Raw genomic sequence first — 24,642 nt, forward strand, 5'->3', positions numbered from 1 at the left:
TCCGTGAACAGGAACGTCCTCATCTCCGGCGCGAGCGTCGCCGGTCCCGCGCTGGCCTACTGGCTGGGACGGCACGGCTTCGAGCCCACCGTCGTCGAACTGGCGCCCGCCCTGCGCGGCGGCGGTCAGGCGGTCGACTTCCGCGGCGAAACGCACCTGACGGTGCTGGAACGGATGGGGCTGCTTCCCGAGCTGCGCCACATCCAGACCGGCGGCAGCCCGATGCGCTTCGTCGACGCACGCGGCCGCACACTGCTGCATCTGCCGGCCGAGTTCGCCGGCGGCGAGATAGAGGTGCTCCGCGGGGACCTGGCCCGAGTGCTGTACGAGCGCAGCCGCCCACGCACCGAGTACATCTTCGGCGACTCGATCAGCCGCCTCACCGAGACCTCCACCGGCGTGCGGGTCGACTTCCAGCGGGGGGTCTCACGGGACTTCGATCTGGTCATCGGCGCGGACGGATTGCACTCCAACGTCCGTCGGCTCGCCTTCGGCCCGGAGGAGGACTATGTGAGCCACCTCGGCTACTACGCCGCCACCTGGATGATGCCCAACGACTCCGGCCTGGGAAGCGGCTCGGTCGGCTACAACGCGCCGGGGCGCCTGGCCTCGGTCGGCGCCGACCACCGCGACCCGGCACAGGCAGGGGCGTTCGTCGTCTTCGCCGCGCCTGAACTGCCGTACGACCGCCATGACCGCGAACAGCACAAGCAACTGATCGGCAGCGCGTTCGCCGGTCTCGGCTGGGAGGTGCCCCGACTGCTCGCCTCACTGCAGCAGGCCCCTGACCTGTACTTCGACTCGATCAGCCGCGTGGACGTGGAAACCTGGTCCGCAGGGCGAGTGTGCCTCGTCGGCGACGCCGCCTGCGGGGCCACCATCGGCGGCATGGGGACAGGAACCGCGGTGGTCGCCGCCTACGTGCTCGCCGGTGAACTCGCGCGAGCCCGGGGCGACTACCGGGCGGCCTTCACCCAGTACGAGGCCAGGCTCCGAAAGTACGCCCAGGGCTGCCAGGCAGGTGGCAACCGCACCGGGAAATTCCTCGCCCCCCGCACCGCCACCGGCATACGTCTTCGCAACACCGCGCTGTCCCGCCCCATGGTCCTGAACGGAATGCTCAAGCTGGGAGAGAAGGTCAGCAGCACCGTAGACCTGCCCGACTATCCAGTAGACCCCGACCGCGTCATGCGATGACCTGATCACGCCCGAAGCTTCCTCCGCCGAGTCGCTGGAGCAGTCGGTGTCCCCCGTGGCGGAGGCGACGACCCGCAGGCACGGTCGGATCCTCACTTGCGCGGGCCGTCTGTGCGCACCGGACCATCGACGCGTTGGGGTGCCGGCGGTAGTACGTGTACGCCCTGCCTGCGGCGCGCGCCTCCGGCTCCCTGCGCCGGCACCGGTCGCCGACGCCTCACGTCCTGGCCGAGCCTGACAGTGCGCCCAGGCGTTCACGGAGGTGGTGCAGGATCGAGCGTGCGGTGTCCGGGCCGTGATAGGCCGTCTCGTGGCGCAGTGCCCCCGACAGGCGGGCGTCCTGCGTCATGGTGAGACTGAGCGCGAGCGTGGCCGCCGCCGCATCGGACGCCTGGCGGGTGGCGTAGGTCAAACGGGAGAAGTCCTGGTATATAGGCATGATTTCGGTGCGCATCGCGTGCATCGGGGTGGCGTCGTCGCGCTGCCGGTCCAGGGCCCAGCCGGTCACCCCGTGCAGGCGCAGCGCGGCGTGTCCGAGGCCGTACCGAAAGAAGCCGGCGTCGCCGCTGCGGCCCAGCACGGTCTCGGCGAGCAGCCCGAACGGCAGGTCGACGGTGGCCGAGGCCTCGCGGACGGCCTCGTGCGCCTGCCGCAGCAGCCGGTGTCCGCCGTCCTGCGACACGTCCACCGGGATCTGCACCATGTTGGCGAACTCACCGACGGCGGTGCGATGTTCGGGCCGCAGCCGGCCGTGGGACGGCGTGGAGAAAATCATCCTTTCCCGGCCGAAGTGATGGCCGAGGGCGCCGGCGAACGCCGCGATCAGCAACGAGTACAGGGAGACCCTGGCGGCCCGGGCGGCGTGCAGAAGTCGCCGTGTCTGCTCGGTGGAGAAGTCGAGGGGTTCCTCGTCGTAGCAGTGGCGCAGCGCCGGGGGCCCGGCGGTGCGGCCTGGCAGCAGGTCCCCGGCGCCGTACGCTCGTAACAACGCGGCCCGGGCGGCCAGGCGGGCCGCACGGTCGTCCAGGGCCGGGCGGGTGGACTCGGCGCGGATGAGGTCGAGGTAGGAGAAGGCGGGCCGCAGCGGTGCCCCGGCGGCCACCCTCCGGTTGTACGCGTGGGCCAGGTCGCTGAGGAAGAGGCGGTGGCTGGCCGCGTCGAACACCAGGTGGTGGAAGCTGGTGAGCAGGACGTGGTGGTCGGGGGCCGCGCGCAGCAGGTAGGCGCGTCCCAGGGCTTCGGTGACGTCGAAGGGGCGGGTGCTGAGGTCCACCAGGAGCGCGTACGGCCGCGCGGGCAGCACGGCCTCCTCCAGCGGCAGAGGCGTTGCGCGAAGCGTCTGGTGGGGCCGGATGACGTCGGCGGCCTGCTCCGGCGGCCCGTCCAGCCGCAGGCGCAGGGCGTCATGGTGGAGTGTGACCTCGGCGAAGGCCTCTCGCAGCGCGCCGGCGTCCAGCGGCCCCAGGAGCCGCAGGGCGGTCGAGCAGTCGATCGATACCACCGCGAAATAGGGCTTTTCGTGGCAGCGCTCCCACTCCCAGCACATTTCCTGGCGCGAGGAGAGCGGAAGTGCCGGGTGCCGGGGGCCGGTGGTCGTTTTCATGCCCTGCCTTGGGGTCGGGTACTGCGGGACAGAGTTGGGGCCGACGCCGGTTCTGTGAGGAAGGCGCCGTCGACGGTCAGGTGGTGGAACTGCCCTACTAGGACGTGCTCCTGAGGGCGCCTCTGTCAAGGACGGCAAGACGGCCGCACAACTCGTCCAACGAGCCCCACCGTCGCCCTGATCACGGCCGGCCCGGCAGCGACCGCCGGCCCGGCAACCATGGACGGCCGGCCTGTTCACGCTGCGCCTTGGCGATTGAGGCACAGCTGGTCTCCCACGTCTCGTGTGGTACCGAGGCGCGGCGAGGATGCCGACGTACGCCGTCTTGGGCCGGTCGCGCCACGCCGCGATGCACGCGCCGCTCTTCCGGCGGTGCTCGACCCCGAATTCCGGTGAACGCCGTGGCCGAGTTCCTGAGTCCGGGCGACGGTATGCAGCTGGCACCTGGCCAGCCCCACCGGCCGGGAGCCGCCCAAAGTGAACGACGACTTCAGCGTGGGTCAACTTCCATGGGCGAAGGGCCTCTTGCGCGCACGCTTGCTTCGCGGCCCGTGGTCTTCCCGATGTCCGAAGGTCGTCGACAGAGCTCGCACCTCTCCGCCCGGCCCAGGGTCTGCAGCCGATGGCGCCGAGGACGAGCACGATTCCCGGACCGCTCGCGGGCGGTCGAAGAACGCGTCAGCCGGCCCGAAGACCGACCGCCAGCGTCAGTTCAAGGACCCGGTGCGGCAACCCGAGATCCGGAAACAGCTCCCGCAGCTGCGACATCCGGTACCGGACGGTCTGGGGATGGACGAACAACGCCGCCGCCACCTCTTCCCGCCTGCCCTGGTGCAGCAGCCACGCCCGCAACGTCTCCTCCAGCCGCCGCGCGGTCGCGGCAGGCAGGGTCCGCAAGGGTGCGAGGGCTCGGGCACGCAGGTCTGCGAACGCGTCCATGTCGGCACTCAGCACCAGCTCGGGCAGGTGGTCCTCGGTGTCGCGAATATCAGAGGAGAGGGAGCGCGCGCGTACGGCTCGGGCGTACGAGTCGGACGCACGAGTCCAAGGCCGGGCCGGGCCGACCACGGCGGTGCGGTCGGTCAGCTGCCTCAAGAGATGTGATCGGTCGGCATCGGGGACGAGCAGCACGCCGAAGGCGTCCGGCAGATCGTCGAGGACGAGGGTGCTCGGGTCGAGCGTGCGGTAGGCCGGCCGGGCCTGGGCGGCGGGCAGCAGGACCGCGGTCAGCGAGACCGGAGGCTGCCAGCCGGCCCGTTGAGCAGAGGCAAGCAGCGCGTCCGGGCTCGCGCCGGCGAGGAGGTCGCGGACCAGTTGTTCCAGGTGGCGCTCATGAGCCCGGCCACGGGCGGCCAGTTCGTCGGCGTGGCCAGCGGCGCTCGCGGCGGAAAGCTCGTCGATGTAGGCGAAGGTCAGCTCGGCGAACTTGGCTACCTCGGCGGCGGGCAGACCTGCGGGTACGGCACCCGCTGCCAGGCATCGCCAGGCCACGCGGGCGCCGAACCGGTAGGCGCTGAGCAGGGCGTCCATCGAACGGCCGTCGCGCACCTCGCCGCGGCCCAGCTCGTAGGCTGCGTCACCGGCGTCGCCGCCTGTGGTGTTCCCGCTCGCGAGGTCCAGGTAGTGGCCCAGGGCGGTGCGGACCGCTCGGCGGATGGTGCCGCCCATGCTGCCCGAAAGGGCGTTGGCGTAGGGAGGGACTTCGTCGATGATCGCCTGGACGACCTCATCGGCGGTGGTCTTCAGCGTGGCCCGAAGTGCGGTGACCGTCGTCTCATTCAGGGCCAGTTCGGTGGCCCTCTGGATCGCATGGCTCATGTTTTGTTCCCTACGAACAATTCAGTCGACCAGATTTACGTCCTGCGGACAGGACTTTACGCCTTGAGGCGCATCAAGCTGGTGTCATGACGAGTGCAGCCCTCCGCAGCAGGGCGTGGAAAATGTTGGAGATGGTCACGACGCCGCTGCTGCCGTCGGACTACCTCGACCTGGTCAGCCCGCTGCGCGCGGGCGCTGACCTGCGCGGTCGCATCGAGGCCGTGCACCCCGAGACGAGTGACGCCGCGACCATCGTGATCAGGCCGGGACGGGGCTGGCGAGGCCACACGGCCGGTCAGTACGTGCGGATCGGGGTCGACGTCGACGGGGTGCGCCTGTGGCGTGCCTACTCGGTCACCTCGCCGACGAACCGCCAGGACGGCCGCATCACGGTCACCGTGAAGGCGATCCCGGACGGCAAGGTCAGCAACCACCTGGTCCGCAGGGTGAAACCGGGGACGCTGATCCAGCTCGACCAGGCGACCGGTGACTTCGTGCTGCCGGAGGCCAAGCCCGCCAAGGTGCTCTACCTGACGGCCGGCAGCGGCATCACGCCCGTGATGGGCATGCTCCGCGACATCGAGTTCGACGACGTCGTCATGGTCCACTCCGCGCCCCAGCCGCAAGACGTGATCTTCCGCGACGATCTGCACGCCCTGGTCGCGGACAAGAAGCTGCGTCTGACCGAGTTGCACACCGACACGGACGGCATGCTCGACATCGCCCGTCTCGACGAACTCGTGCCCGACTGGACCGAGCGCGAGACCTGGGCTTGCGGGCCCGCAGGCATGCTCGACGCCGCCGAAAAGCACTGGAGCGAGCACGGCGTCCAAGAGCGCCTGCACACCGAACGCTTCCGCCCCAGCATCGTCGTCGCCGGCGACGGCGGCGAGGTCACGTTCAGCACCACCGGCAAGACCGTCGACGCGGACGGCGCCACGCCGTTGCTGGACGTCGGCGAGGAGGCCGGCGTGCTCATGCCGTCCGGGTGCCGCATGGGCATCTGCTTCGGCTGCGTCACGCCGCTCAAGGCGGGTGCCGTCCGCGACCTGCGCACCGGCGAGATCACCGAGGCCGAGCCGGGCGTCCTCATCCAGACCTGCGTGTCCGCCGCGGCGGGCCCCTGCGACATCGAACGGTAGGAGCATCTTGACCGCCATCGACCCCACCGCCCACCTGACCGCGGAGCAGATCGAGGAGCTCGGCCGCGAGCTGGACGCGATCCGCGACGAGGTGATCGCCGGCCGCGGCGAGAAAGACGCCGCCTACATCCGCAAGGTCATCTCGGCGCAGCGCAAGCTCGAGCTGGTCAGCAGGGGCGTGTTGCTGTTCTCGATCTTCCCGCCCGCATGGCTGATCGGCACCGCAGGCCTGTCCGTGGCGAAGATCATGGACAACATGGAGATCGGCCACAACATCCTGCACGGCCAGTGGGACTGGATGCGGGACCCGAAGATCCACTCCACCACCTGGGACTGGGATCACGTCTCGCCGGCCGAGCAGTGGAAGCACTCGCACAACGAGCTGCACCACACGTACACCAACGTGATCGGCAAGGACAACGACCTCGGCTACGGCATCATGCGTGTCGACGAGGACCAGAAGTGGCACCCGTTCCACCTCGGCCAGCCGCTGTGGAACTTCATCAACGCCTGCTTCTTCGAGTACGGCATCGCGGCGTACGACCTGGAACTCGGCAAGAACCTGAGCAAGCGCCGCCGCAAGAGCCCGGAGTTCCGCGCGCGGGCCAGGGCCGTGGGCCGCAAGATCCGCAAGCAGGTGCTCAAGGACTACGTGATCCACCCGCTGCTGTCGGGCCCGTCCTTCCCCACCACGCTCGCCGCCACGTTCACCGCGAACCTGGTCCGCAACCTCTGGACCCACTCGGTGATCATGTGCGGGCACTTCCCCGAGGGCGTGCAGGTCTTCGAGCGCCGGTCGATCAGGGGCGAGACGCGCGGCCAGTGGTACCTGCGCCAGATGATGGGCTCGGCGAACATCAGCGGCAGCAAGGCCATGCACTTCATGACCGGCAACCTGTCCCACCAGATCGAGCACCACCTGTTCCCGGACCTGCCGAGCAACCGGTATGCCGAGGTCGCGGTGAAGGTGCGCGCGTTGTTCGAGAAGTACGAGCTGGACTACGTCACCGGGCCGCTGCCCAAGCAGGTGTTCTCCGCATGGCACAAGGTTTTCCGGCTCTCACTGCCGAACAAGAAGCCCAAGGTCAAGACGCCCAAGGTCAAGACGCCGGACCGCGAGCAGGAGCTCGTCGCGGCCTGATTCCCGGTACGGGTTCAGAGCTTTCTGGGAAGCTGGCCGCCTGCCAGCGCGACGCCATCGAGGCCTACGCCGGCACCCGGCCGAGCTGAACAGCGGCACCAGCGCCATCGCGGGAGCGACCCGCGATGGCGCTGGCTGCCTGCCACGGCAAGCGGGCGGTGCTCGATTCCGAAGGACCGGTTACGGCGACCTCAGCAGGCCGCCTCCCGTCTCGTGAACAACGATCTTCCGAAGTTCGGGTAGATCAGGGGGAGCTGGCTGGTCAGCGATCGCCGGTGGGGCTGTGCAGGACGCCGGCGCTGTCCGGGCCGGTGGGGGCTGCCGACGGTTCCTTGGCAGCGGTAAGGCTCTGGCGAGCCGCGGCGACGACCGCGTCGGCGGTGAGGCCGAACTGCTCGTACAGCACGGTGTAGGCCGCGCTGGCGCCGTAGTGGTCCAGACCGACGATGCGGCCGGCGTCACCGACGAACTCCCGCCAGCCCATGGGCACACCGGCCTCGACGCTCACCCGGGCGCGCACTGTGGGCGGCAGCACCTGCTCACGGTAGGCCCGGTCCTGGGCCGCGAACCACTCCCAGCACGGCAGTGACACGACCCGGGTCGGGACGCCGTCGGCCTCCAGGGTTTCGCGGGCGGCGACGGCGATCTGCACCTCGGAGCCGGTGCCCATCAAGATGACCTCAGGGGTGCCGCCGGAGGCCTCGGCCAGTACGTAGCCGCCCCTGGCGACGCCCTCGGCCGACGCGAACTTCGTGCGGTCGAGGACGGGCAGGTTCTGCCGGGACAGCGCCAGTCCGGCCGGGCGGTCGTTGTGCTCGAGGATGGTGCGCCATGCCACCGCGGTCTCGTTGGCGTCGGCCGGGCGGACGAAGTCCAGGCCGGGGATGGCCCTCAGCGCCGCGTAGTGCTCGACGGGCTGGTGGGTGGGGCCGTCCTCGCCCAGCCCGATCGAGTCGTGCGTCCACACGTAGGTGACCGGAAGCTGCATGAGCGCGGCCAGCCGCACCGCACCGCGCATGTAGTCGGAGAAGGTGAGGAACGTGCCGCCGTACACGCGGGTCCCGCCATGCAGCGCGATGCCGTTCATGATCGCGCCCATGGCGTGCTCGCGGACGCCGAAGTGCAGCGTGCGCCCGTACGGGCCACCCGACCACATCTTGGTCTGCCGGTCCGCGGGCAGGAACGAGGCCTCCCCCTTGACCGCGGTGTTGTTGCTCTCCGCCAGGTCGGCCGAACCGCCCCACAGCTCCGGCAGGACCGGGTACAGAGCGGCGAGCACCTCACCGGAGGCCTTCCGCGTGGCCACGCCCTTCGGGTCGGCGTCCCAGTTCGGCAGGTCGTCCGCCCAGCCCTGCGGCAGCCGGCGGGTGGACAGCCGCTCCAGCAACGCAGCGCCCTCGGGGTTGTCGTCCCGCCACGCGTCGAATCGCTGCTGCCACTGCGCGTGCGCCTGTCGGCCCCGTTCGGTCACCCGGCGGGCGTGCTCGAGCACCTCCGGGGCGACCTCGAAGGTCTTGTCGGGGTCGAAGCCGAGGATGTCCTTGGTCGCCCGGACCTCGTCCTCGCCCAGTGCCGATCCGTGGGCCGCGCCGGTGTTCTGCTTGTTCGGCGAGGGCCAGCCGATGATCGTGTGCAGCACGATCAGCGAGGGACGGCCGGTCTCGGCGTGGGCGGCGGCCAGCGCGCGGTCGACCGCGGCCAGGTCCTCGCCGTCGTCAACGTGCTGGACGTGCCAGCCATAGGCCTCGTACCGTTTGCCGACGTCCTCGTTGAACGCGATGTCGGTGTTGTCCTCGATCGAGATCCGGTTGGCGTCGTAGACCAGGACCAGGTTGCCCAGCTCCTGGGTGCCGGCCAGCGATGACGCCTCGCTGCTGACGCCTTCCTCGAGGTCGCCGTCGGAGGCGAAGGCCCAGATCGTGTGGTCGAACACACTTTCGCCCTCCGGGGCGGTGGGGTCGAACAAGCCGCGCTCGCGGCGGGCGGCCATCGCCATGCCGACGGCGTTGCCGATGCCCTGGCCCAATGGGCCGGTCGTCGTCTCGACACCCGGTGTGTGGTTGACCTCGGGGTGGCCCGGGGTCAGGGAGCCCCAGGTGCGCAGCGCCTTGAGGTCGGAGAGCTCCAGGCCGTAGCCGGAGAGAAAGAGCTGGATGTACAGGGTGAGGCTCGAGTGCCCCATCGACAACACGAAGCGGTCACGGCCGATCCAGTTCGGATCACTCGGGTCGTGGCGCAGCCATTTCTGGAACAGCAGGTAGGCCGTGGGAGCCATGCTCATCGCGGTGCCGGGGTGGCCGTTGCCGGTTTTCTGCACCGCGTCCATCGCCAGCACGCGCACGGTGTCGATCGCGCGGCGATCGAGATCACCCATCCCCTCGGGGAGGGTGGGGTGCGGCTGGAAGGGATTGCCGGTGGGCGCGTCACTCGCGGCCTCGGCGGGGGCCTCGGGGTGAGTGCTCTTCGTCCCCGTGGCGGGGTCTGTCTGGTTGGCGGTCATCGGTTGCGGTGCTCCCTCGGGGGTGGGGCGGTGGATGCTGCGGGCGCACAACCGGATCGGGCGCCCGCATCCGGCCGCAGTTCGGGCCGCGGCCGGGCGTCAGGCGAGTGGAGTGTCGTCCGTTGCTGTGGCGAGGTCGCCGGGGGTGTCGTGGAGAAGCAAGCCGACGCCGGACCTGCTACAGGTGGCGGGGAAGAAGCGGGGCGTGTCAAAACCCCTCCACGGGGCGTTGCGGAGGACCCTCCACGGGGCGCTGCCGACCAGAGCCGGCCGGCATCAGCCAGTGACCACGCTCCCTGGGGGCCACGAGCAGATCGCGCGCAACGCGCGGCGGCGCCAGCTTCTCGAGCAGCGCGTCGACGTCCGTGCCCTGCTGTTTCCGGGCCCGGTCACCCACCCGACGCTCCAGCTCCTCGCCACGTACGGCTGTGACCAGCTGGTCCCCGCCCCTCACGATCGGTCGTCGGTGCAGCCGCCACACTGCACAGGTCTCGACCCCCGAGCGCAGAGCCCGGTACCAGGCGAGCCCGTGCCGGTAATCGGAATCGATGAGCGTCCCGTCAGTGTCGAGGACGGCGATGGCGGCGTCGGTCACGCTCACCGGGTATCCACCCTGACGGTGCCCAACCGCAGTGGGCACCCGGGAAAGCTGCTCGACACATGGGCACCCGAATCAGCCTCGGCGCCGCCCGTGACGGCACCACGCGGTGGTGGCACCCGCGCTGACACCCCGCCCGGTCCGCCCCGGCCTCCCCAGTAAGAGCCAGTGCGCTCACCCCGGACGCGACCTCCCTGACCAGCACGGTGAACCTCGGTGATCAAGTCCGCCCCGCCGAAGACGAGTGGTGTGCCGTGGGTTCGCCCAGAGCCAGGTGAACAGTCCACCGAGAGGCGGGTGGCGAACGGCCTGGATCTCACCTCACCCCAGCCGACCAGCCGGTGAGACGTCATCGACGTAGCGGGCGAACTCCCACGGGTCGTGCGCGGAAAAGACCTCGACCTGATCGCCATGGTCGCGGATCAGTTCGCGTAGGCGGGCCTGCGTCCCCAGCCGCAGGTCACGAGAGACCTGCGAACCGGTCTGAACGATGTCGAGCAGCGGGTGGACCTCCCTCGAACCATCGATCTCGCGGTGGTAGTAGTACGCATCGCCGCAATGCAGGAGCCATCGATCACCGTCCTGGACAGCGATGCCGGTGTGGCCTGCGGTGTGGCCCCCCAGGGGAATGAGTTTGATCTCTTGGGGCAGCCCCTTCGGCTGCACGGCGGAGAAGCCGAACCACTGTTCGCCGGAGTCGGGTTCGGAGGCGTAGGTGATCCAGCGGGGCTCGTGTGCCCAGTGGGCCGGCCGGTAGCGGAAGCTGGGAGCCTGAGAACGGGCCGCATCGAGTTCGGACGCGAGGACGTGGACGTCGGCGCCGGGAAAGTCGGGCAGTCCACCGCTGTGGTCGACATCGAGGTGGGTAACGATGATGTGCCGAACGTCGGACGGCCTGTGGCCCAGTCGGGCTATCTGCCGGACGGCTGTCTCCTCCTCGTCGAGCGCCGGCTGCGCCATCGCGACCCAGTCCGCGCCGAGGGTTCCGCGCGGATCCCGGACGTCGCCGAGGCCGAGGCCGGTTTCGACCAGCACGAGACCGGCGGTGCTGGTCTCCATCAGCAGACAGTGGTTTACGGCAGGTGCGGGGCTCGGACCGTCGTAGGTTGCTTCGATCGTCAGAACCGATCCGCAGTTCAAGTGGTGAATCCTCATGCCGACTAGGCTGCTACTTGAACTGCGCTTCAAGTCAAGGAGGTTGGGTGGACCCATCGCTGCTGGACATCGCTGAGGTTGCCGAGACGTCCGGGTTGGCGCCCTCGGCACTGCGCTTCTACGAGAAGAAGGGCTTGATCACCTCCGCAGGACGCAATGGGCTTCGCCGTACATACATGCCGGAGGTACTGGAGCGCCTGGCGCTGATCACGTGCGCACGGAGCGCAGGATTCTCGCTGGCCGAGATCGGCCGGTTCGTGGTGGCGCGACCCTCCGATGCGGACCTGCGCGTACGGATGGCCGCCAGAGCACGGGATCTCGATGAGCAGGTCAGCAGACTCACGCGGCTCCGCGACAGTCTCCGCCACGCGGCCGTCTGCGACTACGAACCGATCGTTGACTGCCCCGACTTCAAACGTGCCGTCGGGGAGGTATCCACACCGGCAACCGACCCGAGCGAGACCGCCCCCCTGACCGTCGAGACGCAGGCTCCCCAGGCCCGGTGACGGCGGAGGGGCGCCTTACGCCCCTCCATCGCTCACTGACCCGCGACGGGCGCCCGGCCCTGCTCGCCTCTTGGTGCCTGGCCTCCTGAAAGGCGCTGCACCGAACATGCCGGGAAGCGGGCAGCGATCCGATCACGCTCAGGGGCTGGGTAAATGATCTGCCGGCTCCTCGGCGCCCCTTGTGGCGAGGAGTTCGCTCTGGTCGATGACGGCTCGGAGGGGCCTGACGAGGCTGGGGACGATCAAACCGACCCCGACTTCAGGGGCGGGCCGCCCTCAGTTCTCGGATCAGGGCGCGGACGGAGACGCTGGAAGCCTGTTCCGGAGTGGTGACGTAGCCCACGGAACGGGTCGGACGCCCGGGTCCGAGATCGGTGATCTCGATGCCGTCCGGTGCTTCGTTCAGCGAGAGCGCCGGCATGATCGCCATACCGAGACCGCGGCTCACCATCGAGAGCACCGCTCCGTCGTCCTCGGCCAGGACGGTCGCCTTCGGAATCCAGTCCTGTCCGGCCCACCACCGGCGGGTGTGGGAGCCGCAGTTCTCGTGCCAGTCCACCAGCGGCAGGGAGCGCGGGGCGGGGTGGCCGGCCGGGTGCACCAGCGAGTAGGGATCCTCGATGAGTACGTCGCCGATGAGCCCAGCGGGCACGGGCGACGTGGCGCCGACGGTCGCGATGCCCACGTCCGCGCGCCCCTGGACGACCTCGCCTGCGGTGCCCACACCCAGCTCGCGGACGACATGCACCTCGGGTTCGATGCCGGGGTGCCGGGCGGTGAGGCGCTCCAGGACGGGCGGCAGCAGGAAGAGGGCGGCGCTACGGAAGGCGGCGATGCGCAGCGGACCGGTGACCGTGCCCCGCTCCGCGCCGCGGGCCTCTGCGGCCAGAGTGTCCAGGAGCCGCAGGACCCGGCGGGCGTGGGCGGCAGCGATGGCACCGGCTGCGGTCGGCGTCGCGCCCTTGCGGCCCCGCTCGAAGAGGACTGCTCCGACCTTGCGTTCCATCCCGCGCATGGAGTGCGAGACAGCGGACTGGGTCAGCCCGAGGACCCTGGCGGCCGCCGAGAACCCACGCTCGCCGTCGACAGCCACAAGGATGCGGAGCTCGTGCGGGGCGAGGTCCGTGGCGGCGGTCGGAGTGGGCGCGGGGAATGCAGTGGCTGCGGCTGGCATAGCGGGTCCCGTCTGCATCTATGAGGGCCCTTCATGGATCGGCCCGTTCCATGAGCGCAACCCACTCCCCGGTCTCCGCATTCCTCCGTACGGTCACCGTCATGACCGAGACCGCGTTCGCCGTGCACCAGACCGCCCGCCCCCATGGCTTCCCCACCCCCCGCCACTTCGCCTTCGTCGAGTCCCCGATGCCGGAACCCGGCCCGGGAACGGCGCTGGTGGAGAACCTGTTCTGGTCGGTGGACCCCTACCACCGCGAAATGATGGACGCGGACTTCGCGCTCAACGCTCCCCTGGAGGGCCGCACCCTCGGCCGGGTCGTAGACTCCCGCCATCCGGCGCTCCGCGAGGGCGAGATCGTCTTCCACCGGCAGGGCTGGCGCACCCACACTGTCGTCACCCCCGACGAGGCACGTGCTGTCCCCCACTTCGACGGCGTACCGCTCTCCGCGCACCTGAGCATCCTCGGGGGCACCGGCCTGACCGCCTACGTCGGCCTCACCCGCATCGCCGAGTTCCGCGAGGGGCAGGACATCTTCGTCTCGGCGGCGGCCGGCGGTGTGGGCACGGCCACCGGGCGGCTCGCCAGGCTGATGGGCGCTGGACGGCTGGTCGGCAGCGCGGGCAGGCCGGAGAAGGCCGCCTACCTGACCGAACACGTCGGCTACGACGAGGTCTTCGACTACCACTCGGGGCCGGCGGCCGAGCTGCTCGCCCAGGCGGCGCCCGACGGAATCGACCTCTACATGGACAATGTCGGCGGCGAGCACCTCGAAGCGGCGATCTCCTCGCTGCGTGAGTACGGGCGGATCGTGCGGATCGGCACGATCTCCCAGTACAACAGCACCGGTACGCCCTATGCCCTGCGCAACCTTCCCGACATCGTCGAGAAGAGCCTGCGCATCGATGGCTTCCTGGTCCGCAACTACCTTGATGTCCAAGAGGAGTTGTACGAGTTCGTCGTACCGCACCTGCAGAGTGGACGCATCATGCTCGACGAGACCGTGGTCGACGGCTTCGACGGCATCGTGGACGGGTTCCTGGGGATGCTGCGGGGCGAGAACCGGGGCAAGATCATCGTGCGGGCGGCCGGGGCGGACGTCTGACGGACCGGGGCTGGCCGGCGCATGCGGTTGGCCTCGGCCGACGGGAACGCGTGCCGGTGCTGGCCGAACTGGTTGCGGCCGAAAGCCGATCCCCGGCCCAGCTCGCTCTCGGGATCGACCGGCTCACTTCCTCCTCTGCTCGAAGAGCCAGTCCCGGATTCCTTCGATCGTGTAGGCGGCCCGCCAGGTGCAGACGTGGTTGTCGACGGAGTTCTCCTGCAGGTCGGGCCACACCACCGTCCCCTTCTTCAGCGCCACGAAGTTGACCGGGGTCTTCTTGGCCCGCATCTGAGCGGCGTACGGGGCGAACTGCGCGGGCGTGAGCTGGCCGTCCCAGACGGCGCGGCTGATCTTGGCGCCCTCCTTCTCGATGGCGTCCATGATGCCGGTCATGCCGGGGTAGGCCTGTTCGTCGCCCTGCGACACCACGGCCCAGATCTTCTGCGTGGCCAGCGGTTTGACCTGGGAGAGGTCGTCCCACTGGCCGGCTACGAGGAAGGAGGCGGCGAAGAGGTCGGGATAGGTGAAGTCGAGCGCGATCGACGTGATCGTGCCACCGGACTGGCCGGTGGTGTACAGACGCTTCCTGTCGATGCTGTACTTGCCGGTCAGCGAGTCGATCAGCCCCTTGATGGTCTTCAGGGCCGGTGCGTTGCCGTCGCTGCCCTCATCGTCCTCGCCGGTGAACTGCGGTGCGAGGACGAAACACTCGTGCTTGGCCTGCTCCGACGGCGTCGCCCAGACGACGGCCCCGAGCCCCTGGGTCAGCGTGATGAGCGGATTCGTACTCGCCGTGCCCCCGTCGTGCATGAACAACACCAGGGGATACGACTTCGACCTGTCGTAGTTCTTCGGCACGAACAGGTTGTACTGCAGAGACCTGCCGGTGTCGGCGTCCGTGTACTTCAGCTGCTGGAAGTCGTCGACGATCAGGTTGTCGACTTTGCTCGTCGTGATCGCCGCGCTGTTCGCGGCGTACGCGTCACCGCCAGTGGTGGTCACCGTGCCGACCTGGGTCACCTCGGCCGACGCCGTCTTCAGCGTGGGACTCTTCATGCCCCCGCCTCCGCCCGGGCCCCCGGACGGAGAGCCCGGCGGCGAGACGGTCGCGGACGACGACGGCGAAGCCGAGGTCGAGGCGGTGGGCTGCTGCGAGGAGGACGACGAGCCCGAGAAGCCGTCCTCGTACAAGCGGGCCGCCTCGTCCATGAGCGACAGCTCGATGACGACGTATCGACCGCTGACCCCGTGTCCCGCCTTCGCCGCGGCGGTATTGGCGTAGACGTTGGTCACGGTCCTGTCGGTGACCTTGAACGAGGCCGGCGACAGCTTCGACGCGTCGATCTCTGTGTCGTACTCGAGGGCTACGGTGGTGAGCTTCTGCCCGTCGCCGAACACCTCGGTGATGGCCGTGCCCTCGACGATGTGGCCAGAAGCAGCGGCCAGTTGCGCCCCGGCGACGCTGGTACGCGCCGATCCGGAGGAACAGCCGGCCACGGCGGGAACCGCACCTGCGGCGACGATTCCGGCAAGGAGACTCCGGCGTTTCACTGATCTCTTCCTCCCTTGGTACCTCGACACTCTCGCGGTGACCTTAGGTACGCTCCGGAATTATCGTCAACAATATCGTCGACTAAATAGCGAACTCACAGCAGATACAGATCCTGAGGTTTGGCCCGTCCAGGGATCAGCCGCCCTTCCGGTGACCGCATGGCCCTACCGGTGCGCTCCGGCGCGGTGCGGGGCGGCCGGCTACACGACTCCGAGGGCGGGGCCGATCACGCCGAGGCCGAGGGCCGGCGCTACCGGCCGGCCATGCCCGGCGCGGTGTCCTGCGCCCCGGCGGGACGTAGCTTTGAGCCGCCCGTGAGGTCCTGTGCGTCACCCATGAAACGAGGATGATCGTTGGCATCATCGTCAACAATTCTCTACGTTCACAGGAGCGGATCACCCGGTCCGCGCTGATCTGTGAGCACCGGCGGGACACTTCCGGAGAGGGCGTCAAGTTGAAGCACAAGGCCATCAAGCGTAGGTCGGTCGTTCTGGGAATCGGTGCGACCGCCGGTGTCGCGGCGGTCGGCGGCATCGCCGTCAGCGCGCAGGCGTCGAGCGAGACCGCCTCCGACTCGTCGTCCTCCTCGGACGGCCTGGTCTTCGATCCGGACGCATACACCGAGATCGCAACGACCCTGACGGACACCGACGGCACCACCCACGACGTGACCTACCACTTCTGGAAGGCCATCCCGTACGTCTCCAAGCCGGTGGACGAGAAGTACCAGAGCCTGATCGTCAGCGTGCCCGTCGAGATCGACGGCAAGGCCGTGGACGCCTCCAACGCTCCCATCGTCCTGTCCAACGTCATCGCCGGTTACGTCGAGTCCTCCGTGGCGGCCGCCACCGGGATCGGTGGCGCGGTGGGGGCCGGAGGACCCCCTGGCGGCGGCAACTCCCCCGCGCCGGCGTCTCCGTCGGCATCCGCCACCGCGCCGGCCACCCCCACCGCGCCCAGCGGCGGCGGGGCCGCGGCCATGCCGCAGATGGCCCTGCTGGCCGGCTACGTCGTCGTCGAGCCGGGCGCCCGAGGCCGCACCACCACCAACTCCGCCGGCGAGTACTACGGCACGGCCCCGGCAGCGATCGTCGACCTCAAGGCGGCCGTGCGGTATCTGCGGGCCAACAAGGGCCGCGTTCCCGGCAACACCGACCGGATCGTCTCGGCGGGCGTGAGCGCGGGCGGCGCCCTGTCCGCGCTGCTCGGCGCGTCCGGCGACAGCCCGCTCTACGACGAACTCCTCAAGGAAATCGGTGCCGCCGACGCCTCCGACGCGATCTTCGCCACCGGTGCCTGGTGTCCGATCACCGACCTGGAGCACGCCGACGGCGCCTACGAGTGGAACTGGGGCGGCAACGTCACCCAGTCCACCGGGAAGGTCGTCGACCAAACGGTGTCCAAGGATCTCCAGTCAGAGTTCGCCGACTACCAGGCGAAGTTGAAGCTGCGCGGCCTGAAGGGCTCGGGCTTCGGCGCGCTCACGGCCCGCAACTACGACGACTACCTGGTCACGCAGTACCTGGAACCCTCGGCCACCGCCTACCTCGCCGATCTGTCGGACTCCGAGCGCGAGACCTACCTGGCCAAGAACACCTTCATCACCTGGAAGAACGGCAAGGCGACCTTCACCTGGGACGACTTCCTCACCCACGTGGGCGCCCGCAAGAAGACCGCCCCGGCCTTCGATGCCTTCGACCTGTCGGCCGGCGAGAACAACGAGTTCGGCACGGGCACCACCAAGGCCCGCCACTTCACCGCGTACGGCGCCAGGAACGACACGACGGGCCTGACCACCAGGCGCGTCGCGCATGACATCCCCGAGAAGCTCGACCTGATGAACCCGATGTACCACCTCGTGGAGAAGGCCAACCCGAAGCGGACGAAGCACTGGTGGATCCGCCTCGGCACCAACGACACCGACACCTCGCATGTCATCTCCGCGAACCTGGCGGCGGCCGCGGCGGGCCTCGACGACGACGTCAACCACCTCTACTACTGGGACCAGGGTCACGGCGCCAACATCGACCTGCCCGACTTCGTGACCTGGATCGCCAAGGTCACCGGCTACAAGGGCGCGAAGAAGTAGCCCCGGTACAGCCAACCGCCCGCCCGGGCCGGTCGGGGGCTCGGGCGGGCGGATCCGTGCGTATCGCCGGGTCCCGGACCAGAGGCCACAGCGGACGGCGGCCGGACATCGCTGCCCGAGGGGACGAGCATGGTCAGTACGGCAGTGGCCTCCCCCCGTCGCCCGGCGTCTGACCGGCCCACACGCCGCCACCTGCGTGCCGTGTCGGGGCCGACCGCGGTGGTGAGGACCACGACCGAGCCGGGGCGCAGGGCCTCGGCGGCGCCGTCCGTGCCGAACAGCGCGCCCTCGGCCTCGGCCTGGTCGTCGCGTACGGCGAGCAAGACGACGTGGGCGTCACGGGCGGCCTCGGCCGGAGACAAGGGAACGTGGAGACGGAGAGCGTCCTGATCGACGCGATGTCCGCGACGTTCGTGCTGAAGCCGGAGGACTCGTCGGTGGGTGGTCGCCTCCAACCTGAACGCGGACATCCTCCCCGACCTCGACAGCGCCCTGGCCGGCAACCTGGGCCTCGCCGCCAGCGCCAACCTCAACCCCGGGCGCCGCTTCCCCCGCATGTTCGAACCCGTCCACGGGGCTCCGCCGAGGACATCGCGGGCCAGGGGCCGGCCAACCCGATCGGCGCGGTCGGCAGCGCCGCGCTGATGCCGGAGCACTTCGGCCTGCCCGACCGGGCGGCCCGTGAACAAAGCCATGGAGGCGACGACGGGCGCCGGCATCCTCACCCGCGACGTCGGCGGCACGGCCACCACGGAAGACGTGGTCAAGGCCCTCATCGACGCGCCGACCCCCTGACGGCGGGTGCGTCGGCATCTCCCTCGGCCGCCGGTGGAGATCCGAAGGGGAAGGCGAGGTGGCGAAGGGATCACTCCCGCGCGACGCCCACTTTCGCGGCCGCGCCCTCGTGCGTACGACGCGCGGATCGTCCGATGAGGGGCGTGGCCGCGCGGGTGGGCCTACTTGGATTCGACTCGTCCTATCGCGTCGGGGCCGGTCGTCAGTGCCTCGCACGCGGCGTGCCACGTCACGGCCCCTGAGTGAAGCCGAGTGTGGAGGTAGGCCGCGGTGAGCCGGGCGAGGGCGGCGACTCGCCCGGGGCTCTCGTCGGTTGTCTCGGCGGCGTCGTATCCGGCGATCCCGCCCAGTCCGTGCTCCGCGCCGAACAGGGTGAGGAGAGCCTTGGGTCCGGGGGCGAGGGTGTAGGGGTCGGCGTGCCAGTCCGGCCCCATGTCCGTGAAGTGCCGGGAGTCGTCCGCGTCGCCGACGACGACCAGTGCGGGTGTGGTCATGGTGGAGAAGTCGATCGTTCGGAAGACCGGCAGCGCGTCAGCCATCGGTCCGTTGAGGACGTCACCCCTGCCGGGCGCGGCGAGCAGCACGCCTGCCTTGATCCGGGGTTCGAGCAGGCTCACCTCTCCGTCGTCGGTGTCGGCGACCCGGGCCCCGAGCAGGAGGCTGGAGGTGAAGCCGCCGAAGGAGTGCCCGGCCACGGCGACCTTGGTGGGGTCGATCCGCCCGGTGAGCAGTGGCACGGCCTCCTCGATCACGTCGAGCCGGTCGAGGATGTGCGACATGTCCTCGGAGCGCGAGCGCCAGAAGAAGGGCGCCCCGGGAGCATCGGCAACCCGGTCGCTCAGCGTCCTGGACGTGAGATGGGTCGGCTGGATGACGACGAACCCCTGGGCGGCCCAGGCGTTGACGAGCGGTGCGTAGCCGTTGAGCGAGGAGAGGTTGTTCGAGGGACCTTGACCGTGGGAGAGGAGGATGACCGGAAGGCCGGTTCCGGTCGCGGGTGCGGAGACGCGTACCTGGAGGTCCACGGGACGTCCGGGCACGGAGAGGACTACGGGGCCGAAGGACAGGACCGGGGCGGGCATGCCCAAGGCGTCGGCGCTGGTGACAGTGGAGGTGCTCATGGTGTGGATTCCTTTTCGGTGGCACCTGCTGTCCGCCGGTCTGTTGCGACCGACAACGGACAAGGTGGTCAGGGACCTCCCGCTTCGACTAACCTGAAGCGGAACGCCGCTCCGTTTAGTATCCGGAACAACGTTCCGCTTTGTCAATCGCCACAGGAGGAGCACGTGATGGCCACCGACAGCACTGCGGGGCAGTCGCCGTCCCGAGGCAGACGTGCCGACGCCCAGCGCAACCGGCACACGGTGCTCACTGCCGCCGCCGAGGTGTTCGTCACCTCCGGCGTCGACGCGCCGATCCGCCAGATCGCGGCCCGAGCGGGCGTCGGGGTGGCCACGATCTATCGCCACTTCCCGACCCGGGCCGATCTCGTCACAGCCGTCTACCGCCACCAGATCGAGGCATGCGCCGAGGCCGGCCCGAACCTGCTGGCCAGTGCCGACTCACCGCTCGACGCACTGCGCCAGTGGATCGACCTCTTCGTCGACTTCCTCGTCACCAAGCACGGGCTCGCCGACGCCCTGCAGTCCGACAACGAGCGCTTCGCCGCTCTGCACGCCTACTTCCTGGACCGCCTGCTACCTGTCTGCGCCCACCTGCTCGACGCTACGGTCGAGGCCGGCAACATCAGGCCCGGCACTCAGCCCTACGAGCTGATGCGCGGCATCGGCAACCTCTGCATCGGACGCGACAACGACCCCCGCTACGACCCCCGACGCCTGATCGCACTGCTCCTGCACGGACTTCAGCGACCTGAAACCGACCCCAAGCGACCTGCCGCCGACGACTGACTCGCAACCGGGCTCCTCCACACTTCGCTACGACCGGAGCGGCAACCTCCCGACAGTCGGACAGCCGCAACTACCGTCCCCGCAGGCTGGGATCAGATCTCCGCGAACGAGAGGGTGGCGTGCGCGCATGGGACTCCGGTGTCGAGCGTGCCGGCGTGGCGCCGCCACGGGGGTGCTAGCAGTTCCCGCGGCGGTATAGCTCGGGGCCGCAGACTCGGGCGGACGGACAGTCCGAACGTTCACACGTGGCGGCGAGGGCAGTCCGCGGCGGCACCAGCTGGGCTTCGCAGCCGAGCGCCCCGGCCTGCGGGTTGCCGTACATGGACACTTCGCCGTCCGACCAGCGTACGAAGAGGTCGTCCTCTCAGTTGTGGGCACCGACCTCGTGTGCCGCGACAACGCGGGCACGGGTCCCGGTGCTGTTCGCGGCAAGCACCCAGGGCTATGTCGTGGTGGCCCTCGGCCCAGACCATCCCGCAGATCACTGGCGTCGGTAACCCGACCTGTGAACGCCGGTGGACAATCCCGCTCCAGTGCCCGCAAGAGCGGTAAAGAAACCAGGTGAATCCTCCGTGTGCTCTTCGATTCGCCGGGCACCAGGAGCAGCGGAGGTTGATAACTATGGTTCCCCTGCTTCTCGTTCTTCTGCTGGCTCTGATTCTCTTCGGCGCGGGCTTCGCGCTCAAGGCACTGTGGTGGATCGCCGTCATCGTGCTGGTCGTCTGGCTGCTGGGCTTCGTCATGCGCAGCGCGGACACCGGAGGCCGCAAGGGCCGCTGGTATCGCTGGTAACCCAGCCAGCGGCAGCCGCCTTGTGGGCCCCCGGGGACACACCGGGGGCCCACAGCCATGTCCCGCCGCACGACTCACTTCCGACAATCGGTGTAACCACCACCTTCCCGGGCACCCGACCCCATAGCTGGGGCCCGGCGAAGCAGCGGAATCTGCACCTCCACCCACCGGACCCCAGCCACACCCCACCCGCACCCGCACCCGCTCCTCATACCGACCAGCGGACTCGGGCACGTGGAATCACGAGGCGCGGCCGATCACGCCGGGGCCGGACTTGCCGAGGCGCGATCTACAGCCGCTTCGCCCACCGGCCGGGTTACACCGGCGCTGTTGGCCGCGGGCACGGTCGGCCACCCTGCTGCCGGCGCGGGCACCCAGCAGACGATGCACCGTGGGGATTTTTCCGGCTGCCTCGCGCCCTTGATCAACAGGGAACTCACCCGCAGAACGAGGGCCTCACTCCCCCGCTACCAGCCGCGCCGTCCCATGAAGTGGTGCGGTATACGAACCCGGATTTTGTTGACGCTGCAACCGCTCATGCGCTTGCGTGGGGAAGGACACCGACTCCGTTGCAAGGGTCTCCGGAGGAAGAACGAGGTGGTCTCATGGACGTATCCCCCCTGGCCGTCTCCCAGCACACCACCCCTGCCGGCGTGCACGTCCTGACGCTGAGCGGGGAGATCGACCGCAGCAGCGTGCCCTTCGTGGGCTGGGCGTTCGACAACGGCGCAGGCGAGAAATGCGCAGCCCGCACGGTCATCGACTTCGAACACGTCACGTTCATGGACTGCAGCGGCATCTCCTTCCTCCTCTACGCCCACCGTGCCGCGCAGGACAGCGACGGCTGGCTCCGCCTGGCCAACGTTCCCGCTCCCGTGCGACGGCTCCTGCACCTCGTCGGCCTGGACGACCTCATGCCGATGTATGCCACGCTCCAGGCGGCCCTCCCCTCGTGAAGCCGTCCAGGCTGAAGGTTCCCGAGGTGACCAGGTGCCCGATGCGGGCAGGCATCACAGGGTCACCACCGAGCGGAGCACTTCGCCCTTGTCTATCCGGGTGAAGGCCTCCTCGACGCCGTCCAGGGTGATGGTCTCGGTGACGAACGCGTCAAGGTCCAGGCGGCCTTGCAGGTAGAGGTCGATGAGCAGGGGGAACCTCTCGTTCGCTGAAGTGTGTCTGGGCGTCACGCGCCGCTCCACGGACGGGGCACCTCCGGCGACACGGGTGGTTCCTCTTGCTTCGTGATACGGCTCAGGCCACCGGGTGGACGCGTACGGGCAGGGACGCCCAGGAGCGCAGGGTGTTGTTGGGGTGGCGGCGCGGCGCACCGGTCAGCTCGATCGCCTCGACGCGGCGGGCCAGTGCGGTCAGCAGGGCCTCGGCCTCCAGGCGGGCGACGTGCTGGCCGACGCACTGGTGGACGCCCATGCCGAAGCCGACGTGCCCGGAAGGGTCACGAGCGAGGTCGAAACGGTCCGGGTCACTCCAGCGGGCAGGATCGCGGTTGGCGGCCCCGAGGAACATCAGGATCTTCGTGCCCCCTGGGATGACGGTGCCGGCGATGGTCACGTCGGTGGTGGCGGTGCGGAAGAAGGTCTGCACCGGTGACTGCCAGCGCACCGCCTCGTCGAACGCGACCCGCGCCGACTCGGGCCGTTCCCGCAGCCGTCGCCACTGCTCGGGGTGAGTGGCGAACGCGTACAGGCAGGCCGCAAGGCCGTGCACCGTGGTGTCGACTCCGGCGGTGAGCAGCGAGCGCACCACCAGCGGCGCCTGTTCGTGGGTGAGGTCACCGCGGTCTGCGGCGGCCCAGATCCGGGCCCCGAACCCGTCCTCGCTCAGCGCCTCGCGGGCGCACTGTGCATTGACCCACGCCGACAGCTCCGCCACGCGGTGCGCGTCGGCCTTCACCAGGTCGTTGGCGGGCCCGAAGGAGTTGAAGGCCATGTTGCCGTACGGCAGGAGGTTCTCACGGCCAGCGGGGCCCAGGCCCACGGCATCGGGGAAGACCCTCAGCGGGAAGGCACTCGCCAGCCGGGTGAAGGCGTCGAACTCCGTTCCGTTGGCGAGGATTTGATCGACCAACTCCTCCGCCGCCGCCTGCCATGCCGCGCGCAGCCGGCGCAGCGCGGGCGGGGCGAGGATCTCTTGCAGCACCCGGCGGGGGGCGTCGTGCCGGGGCGGGTCGGCCTCCAGCAGCAGGCTGGGCGGTCGCCACGACTTCTGGTGCCGGAAGTTGACGAGTCCGACCCCGGACCCCGACTCGAAGTGCTGCCAGTCCACCAGGGCGGCGTGCACCTCCTGGTAGCGGGCCAGGGCGTGGACGTCGTAACGGGAGAGGTACACCACGGGCCCGGCGGTCCGCAGGGCATGGTGGAGTTCGTCCGGATTCTCAAGGGCGGAGAGCGAGAAGGGGTCGGCGTCGCAGAGGGGCGCGGGCGGGGCTTGCTCGGCGGTTGCGGACATGGCGGCTCCTGGGCACGGCTCGAATACAGGGGTGGGTCACAGGTCTCGGGGATCTCAGATGCCTCTCCGGTCCCGGAGGACTGGACTCAGAGGTCGAGGACCAGGCGGTCGCCGCAGGAGCGGGACACGCACAGGACCATGCAGTCGTTCGCGGCCCTTTGGTGATCGACGAGGACCGAGTCGCGGTGATCGGGACGGCCCTCCGAGACCGGAGTGAGGCAGGTGCCGCAGGTGCCCTGCTCACAGGAGGTGAGCACCTCCGCGCCGGCCCCGCGCACCGCCTCCAGCACCGACACGTCCGGCGTGACGGTGACCGTGCGTCCCATGCGCCGCAGGTAGACCTCGAAGGGCGTGTCACGCACCGGTGCGCCCTGTTCGACGGCGGTGAACCGCTCGGTTCGCAGAGCGTACGGTGGCCAGTCGGCACAGGCGGCCTCGACCGCGGCGAGGAGCGGGGCGGGGCCGCAGCAGTAGACCTTCGTGTCCGGGCGCGGGGTGCCGAGCCAGGAGGTGAGGTCGAGCAGTCCGTACTCGTCCTGCGGGGCGATGTGCACCCGCTCGCCATGGGCGGCCGACAACTCCTCGCCGAAGGCCATGGACGCCCGGGTCCGTCCGCCGTACAGCAACTGCCAATCACAGCCGAGCAGTTCGGCCTGGTGGATCATGGGCAGCAGCGGGGTGATACCGATGCCGCCCGCGATGAACAGGTAGTTCTCCGACGGCACCAGCGGGAAGTGGTTGCGCGGCCCGCCGACGCCGACCAGGTTGCCCGGGCGCAGTGCGTCGTGCACGTATGCGGAGCCACCCCTGCCGTGCGGCTCGCGCAGAACGGCGATCCGGTAGGTGTACGGGTCCCACCGGTTCCCGCACAGCGAGTAGTGCCGGACCGACCCCTCCGGCAGTACCAGTTCGATGTGGGAGCCGGGTGTCCAGTCCGGCAGCCGTCCGCCCCTCGGATGGACGAGGGACAGCGCGACCACACCCTCGGCCACGTCCTCCTTGGCGGAGATCTCCAGCGTCACGACCACTTTGTCGCCTCCCGTCAATGGGTTGCAGGAAGGATGCGCGGGAGCGGGCGTGAGGCGCGACGGCACTCTC

21 protein-coding genes and 1 pseudogene are annotated in these 24,642 nt (G+C 69.6%); 10 read left to right on the forward strand and 12 right to left on the reverse strand.

Features of this window, described 5'->3' with window-relative positions; genetic code table 11:
• Window positions 1–3: 3 nt before the first annotated feature.
• Window positions 4–1,197, forward strand: a complete 1,194-nt coding sequence (locus QF030_RS04225) for an FAD-dependent monooxygenase (protein ID WP_307161286.1) — start codon at window positions 4–6, stop codon at window positions 1,195–1,197.
• A gap of 217 nt (window positions 1,198–1,414) precedes the next feature.
• Here QF030_RS04225 and QF030_RS04230 read toward each other — a convergent pair whose 3' ends face one another.
• Together QF030_RS04230 and QF030_RS04235 are read right to left on the reverse strand one after the other, a co-directional pair.
• Window positions 1,415–2,800 carry a condensation domain-containing protein gene (locus tag QF030_RS04230; protein ID WP_307161287.1) on the reverse strand — a complete coding sequence of 462 codons (1,386 nt, stop codon included), beginning with the start codon at window positions 2,798–2,800 and terminating at the stop codon, window positions 1,415–1,417.
• Between the two features lie 678 nt (window positions 2,801–3,478).
• Window positions 3,479–4,618 carry a PucR family transcriptional regulator gene (locus QF030_RS04235; RefSeq protein ID WP_307161288.1) on the reverse strand — a complete coding sequence of 380 codons (1,140 nt, stop codon included), beginning with the start codon at window positions 4,616–4,618 and terminating at the stop codon, window positions 3,479–3,481.
• Window positions 4,619–4,704: 86 nt separating this feature from the next.
• On the opposite strand from QF030_RS04235, the gene QF030_RS04240 reads away from it, so the two are divergent.
• Window positions 4,705–5,760: a ferredoxin reductase gene (locus QF030_RS04240; protein ID WP_307161289.1), complete on the forward strand. Its 1,056-nt coding sequence runs from the start codon at window positions 4,705–4,707 to the stop codon at window positions 5,758–5,760.
• 7 nt (window positions 5,761–5,767) lie between these two features.
• Window positions 5,768–6,901, forward strand: coding sequence for a fatty acid desaturase family protein (locus QF030_RS04245; RefSeq protein ID WP_307161290.1), 1,134 nt, complete (start codon window positions 5,768–5,770; stop codon window positions 6,899–6,901).
• 262 nt (window positions 6,902–7,163) lie between these two features.
• Here QF030_RS04245 and tkt read toward each other — a convergent pair whose 3' ends face one another.
• The 3 genes from tkt to QF030_RS04260 all read right to left on the reverse strand — a co-directional run bounded on the left by tkt (window position 7,164) and on the right by QF030_RS04260 (window position 11,058).
• A complete protein-coding gene (tkt, locus tag QF030_RS04250; protein ID WP_373428731.1) occupies window positions 7,164–9,401 on the reverse strand; it encodes a transketolase in 2,238 nt (745 codons plus the stop codon).
• 208 nt (window positions 9,402–9,609) lie between these two features.
• Window positions 9,610–10,002, reverse strand: a complete 393-nt coding sequence (locus tag QF030_RS04255) for a hypothetical protein (RefSeq protein WP_307161291.1) — start codon at window positions 10,000–10,002, stop codon at window positions 9,610–9,612.
• A 318-nt stretch (window positions 10,003–10,320) separates the two neighbouring features.
• Window positions 10,321–11,058 carry an MBL fold metallo-hydrolase gene (locus QF030_RS04260; RefSeq protein WP_307161292.1) on the reverse strand — a complete coding sequence of 246 codons (738 nt, stop codon included), beginning with the start codon at window positions 11,056–11,058 and terminating at the stop codon, window positions 10,321–10,323.
• 143 nt (window positions 11,059–11,201) lie between these two features.
• Here QF030_RS04260 and QF030_RS04265 point away from each other — a divergent pair, with 143 nt between their 5' ends.
• Window positions 11,202–11,660, forward strand: coding sequence for a MerR family transcriptional regulator (locus QF030_RS04265; RefSeq protein ID WP_307161293.1), 459 nt, complete (start codon window positions 11,202–11,204; stop codon window positions 11,658–11,660).
• Between the two features lie 259 nt (window positions 11,661–11,919).
• Here QF030_RS04265 and QF030_RS04270 read toward each other — a convergent pair whose 3' ends face one another.
• Window positions 11,920–12,834, reverse strand: a complete 915-nt coding sequence (locus tag QF030_RS04270; protein ID WP_307161294.1) for a LysR family transcriptional regulator — start codon at window positions 12,832–12,834, stop codon at window positions 11,920–11,922.
• Between the two features lie 101 nt (window positions 12,835–12,935).
• Between QF030_RS04270 and QF030_RS04275 the strand changes: the two genes are divergently transcribed.
• Window positions 12,936–13,940 (forward strand): NADP-dependent oxidoreductase, encoded by a 1,005-nt coding sequence (locus QF030_RS04275; protein WP_307161295.1) that lies wholly within the window; start codon window positions 12,936–12,938, stop codon window positions 13,938–13,940.
• Between the two features lie 123 nt (window positions 13,941–14,063).
• Here QF030_RS04275 and QF030_RS04280 read toward each other — a convergent pair whose 3' ends face one another.
• A complete protein-coding gene (locus tag QF030_RS04280) occupies window positions 14,064–15,491 on the reverse strand; it encodes a PHB depolymerase family esterase (RefSeq protein ID WP_307161296.1) in 1,428 nt (475 codons plus the stop codon).
• 347 nt (window positions 15,492–15,838) lie between these two features.
• Here QF030_RS04280 and QF030_RS04285 point away from each other — a divergent pair, with 347 nt between their 5' ends.
• On the forward strand, window positions 15,839–17,581 hold the full coding sequence (locus QF030_RS04285) for a subtype B tannase (protein ID WP_307161297.1): 1,743 nt from the start codon (window positions 15,839–15,841) through the stop codon (window positions 17,579–17,581).
• On the opposite strand, the gene QF030_RS04290 is transcribed toward QF030_RS04285, so the two are convergent.
• Entirely contained in the window at window positions 17,560–17,943 is a 384-nt protein-coding gene (locus QF030_RS04290) for an NAD(P)-binding domain-containing protein (RefSeq protein WP_307161298.1), read from the reverse strand. The two genes, QF030_RS04285 and QF030_RS04290, sit on opposite strands and share 22 nt — an antisense overlap.
• Window positions 17,944–18,022: 79 nt before the next feature.
• Here QF030_RS04290 and QF030_RS04295 point away from each other — a divergent pair, with 79 nt between their 5' ends.
• Complete coding sequence (locus QF030_RS04295) at window positions 18,023–18,226, forward strand: isocitrate/isopropylmalate family dehydrogenase (RefSeq protein ID WP_307161299.1); 204 nt, start codon at window positions 18,023–18,025, stop codon at window positions 18,224–18,226.
• A 311-nt stretch (window positions 18,227–18,537) separates the two neighbouring features.
• On the opposite strand, the gene QF030_RS04300 is transcribed toward QF030_RS04295, so the two are convergent.
• The gene (locus tag QF030_RS04300; protein WP_307161300.1) at window positions 18,538–19,497 is read right to left on the reverse strand and encodes an alpha/beta hydrolase family protein; all 960 of its coding nucleotides are present in this window, start codon (window positions 19,495–19,497) and stop codon (window positions 18,538–18,540) included.
• Between the two features lie 168 nt (window positions 19,498–19,665).
• Here QF030_RS04300 and QF030_RS04305 point away from each other — a divergent pair, with 168 nt between their 5' ends.
• The 3 genes from QF030_RS04305 to QF030_RS04315 all read left to right on the forward strand — a co-directional run bounded on the left by QF030_RS04305 (window position 19,666) and on the right by QF030_RS04315 (window position 22,034).
• Window positions 19,666–20,286: a TetR/AcrR family transcriptional regulator gene (locus tag QF030_RS04305; RefSeq protein WP_307161301.1), complete on the forward strand. Its 621-nt coding sequence runs from the start codon at window positions 19,666–19,668 to the stop codon at window positions 20,284–20,286.
• A 621-nt stretch (window positions 20,287–20,907) separates the two neighbouring features.
• The gene (locus QF030_RS04310) at window positions 20,908–21,078 is read left to right on the forward strand and encodes a DUF5670 family protein (RefSeq protein WP_030933194.1); all 171 of its coding nucleotides are present in this window, start codon (window positions 20,908–20,910) and stop codon (window positions 21,076–21,078) included.
• Between the two features lie 605 nt (window positions 21,079–21,683).
• Window positions 21,684–22,034, forward strand: a complete 351-nt coding sequence (locus QF030_RS04315) for an STAS domain-containing protein (RefSeq protein ID WP_307161302.1) — start codon at window positions 21,684–21,686, stop codon at window positions 22,032–22,034.
• A 54-nt stretch (window positions 22,035–22,088) separates the two neighbouring features.
• Here the strand turns inward: QF030_RS04315 and QF030_RS04320 are convergent.
• The 3 genes and pseudogenes from QF030_RS04320 to QF030_RS04330 form a co-directional block, all read right to left on the reverse strand.
• Window positions 22,089–22,232, reverse strand: a pseudogene (locus QF030_RS04320) (S-(hydroxymethyl)mycothiol dehydrogenase); the annotation flags it as partial.
• A gap of 97 nt (window positions 22,233–22,329) precedes the next feature.
• Complete coding sequence (locus QF030_RS04325; RefSeq protein ID WP_307161303.1) at window positions 22,330–23,544, reverse strand: cytochrome P450; 1,215 nt, start codon at window positions 23,542–23,544, stop codon at window positions 22,330–22,332.
• A gap of 86 nt (window positions 23,545–23,630) precedes the next feature.
• The gene (locus tag QF030_RS04330) at window positions 23,631–24,566 is read right to left on the reverse strand and encodes a PDR/VanB family oxidoreductase (protein WP_307161304.1); all 936 of its coding nucleotides are present in this window, start codon (window positions 24,564–24,566) and stop codon (window positions 23,631–23,633) included.
• Window positions 24,567–24,642 lie beyond the last annotated feature (76 nt).

This window comes from Streptomyces rishiriensis, from assembly GCF_030815485.1.
GTDB classification, from domain to species: domain Bacteria; phylum Actinomycetota; class Actinomycetes; order Streptomycetales; family Streptomycetaceae; genus Streptomyces; species Streptomyces rishiriensis_A.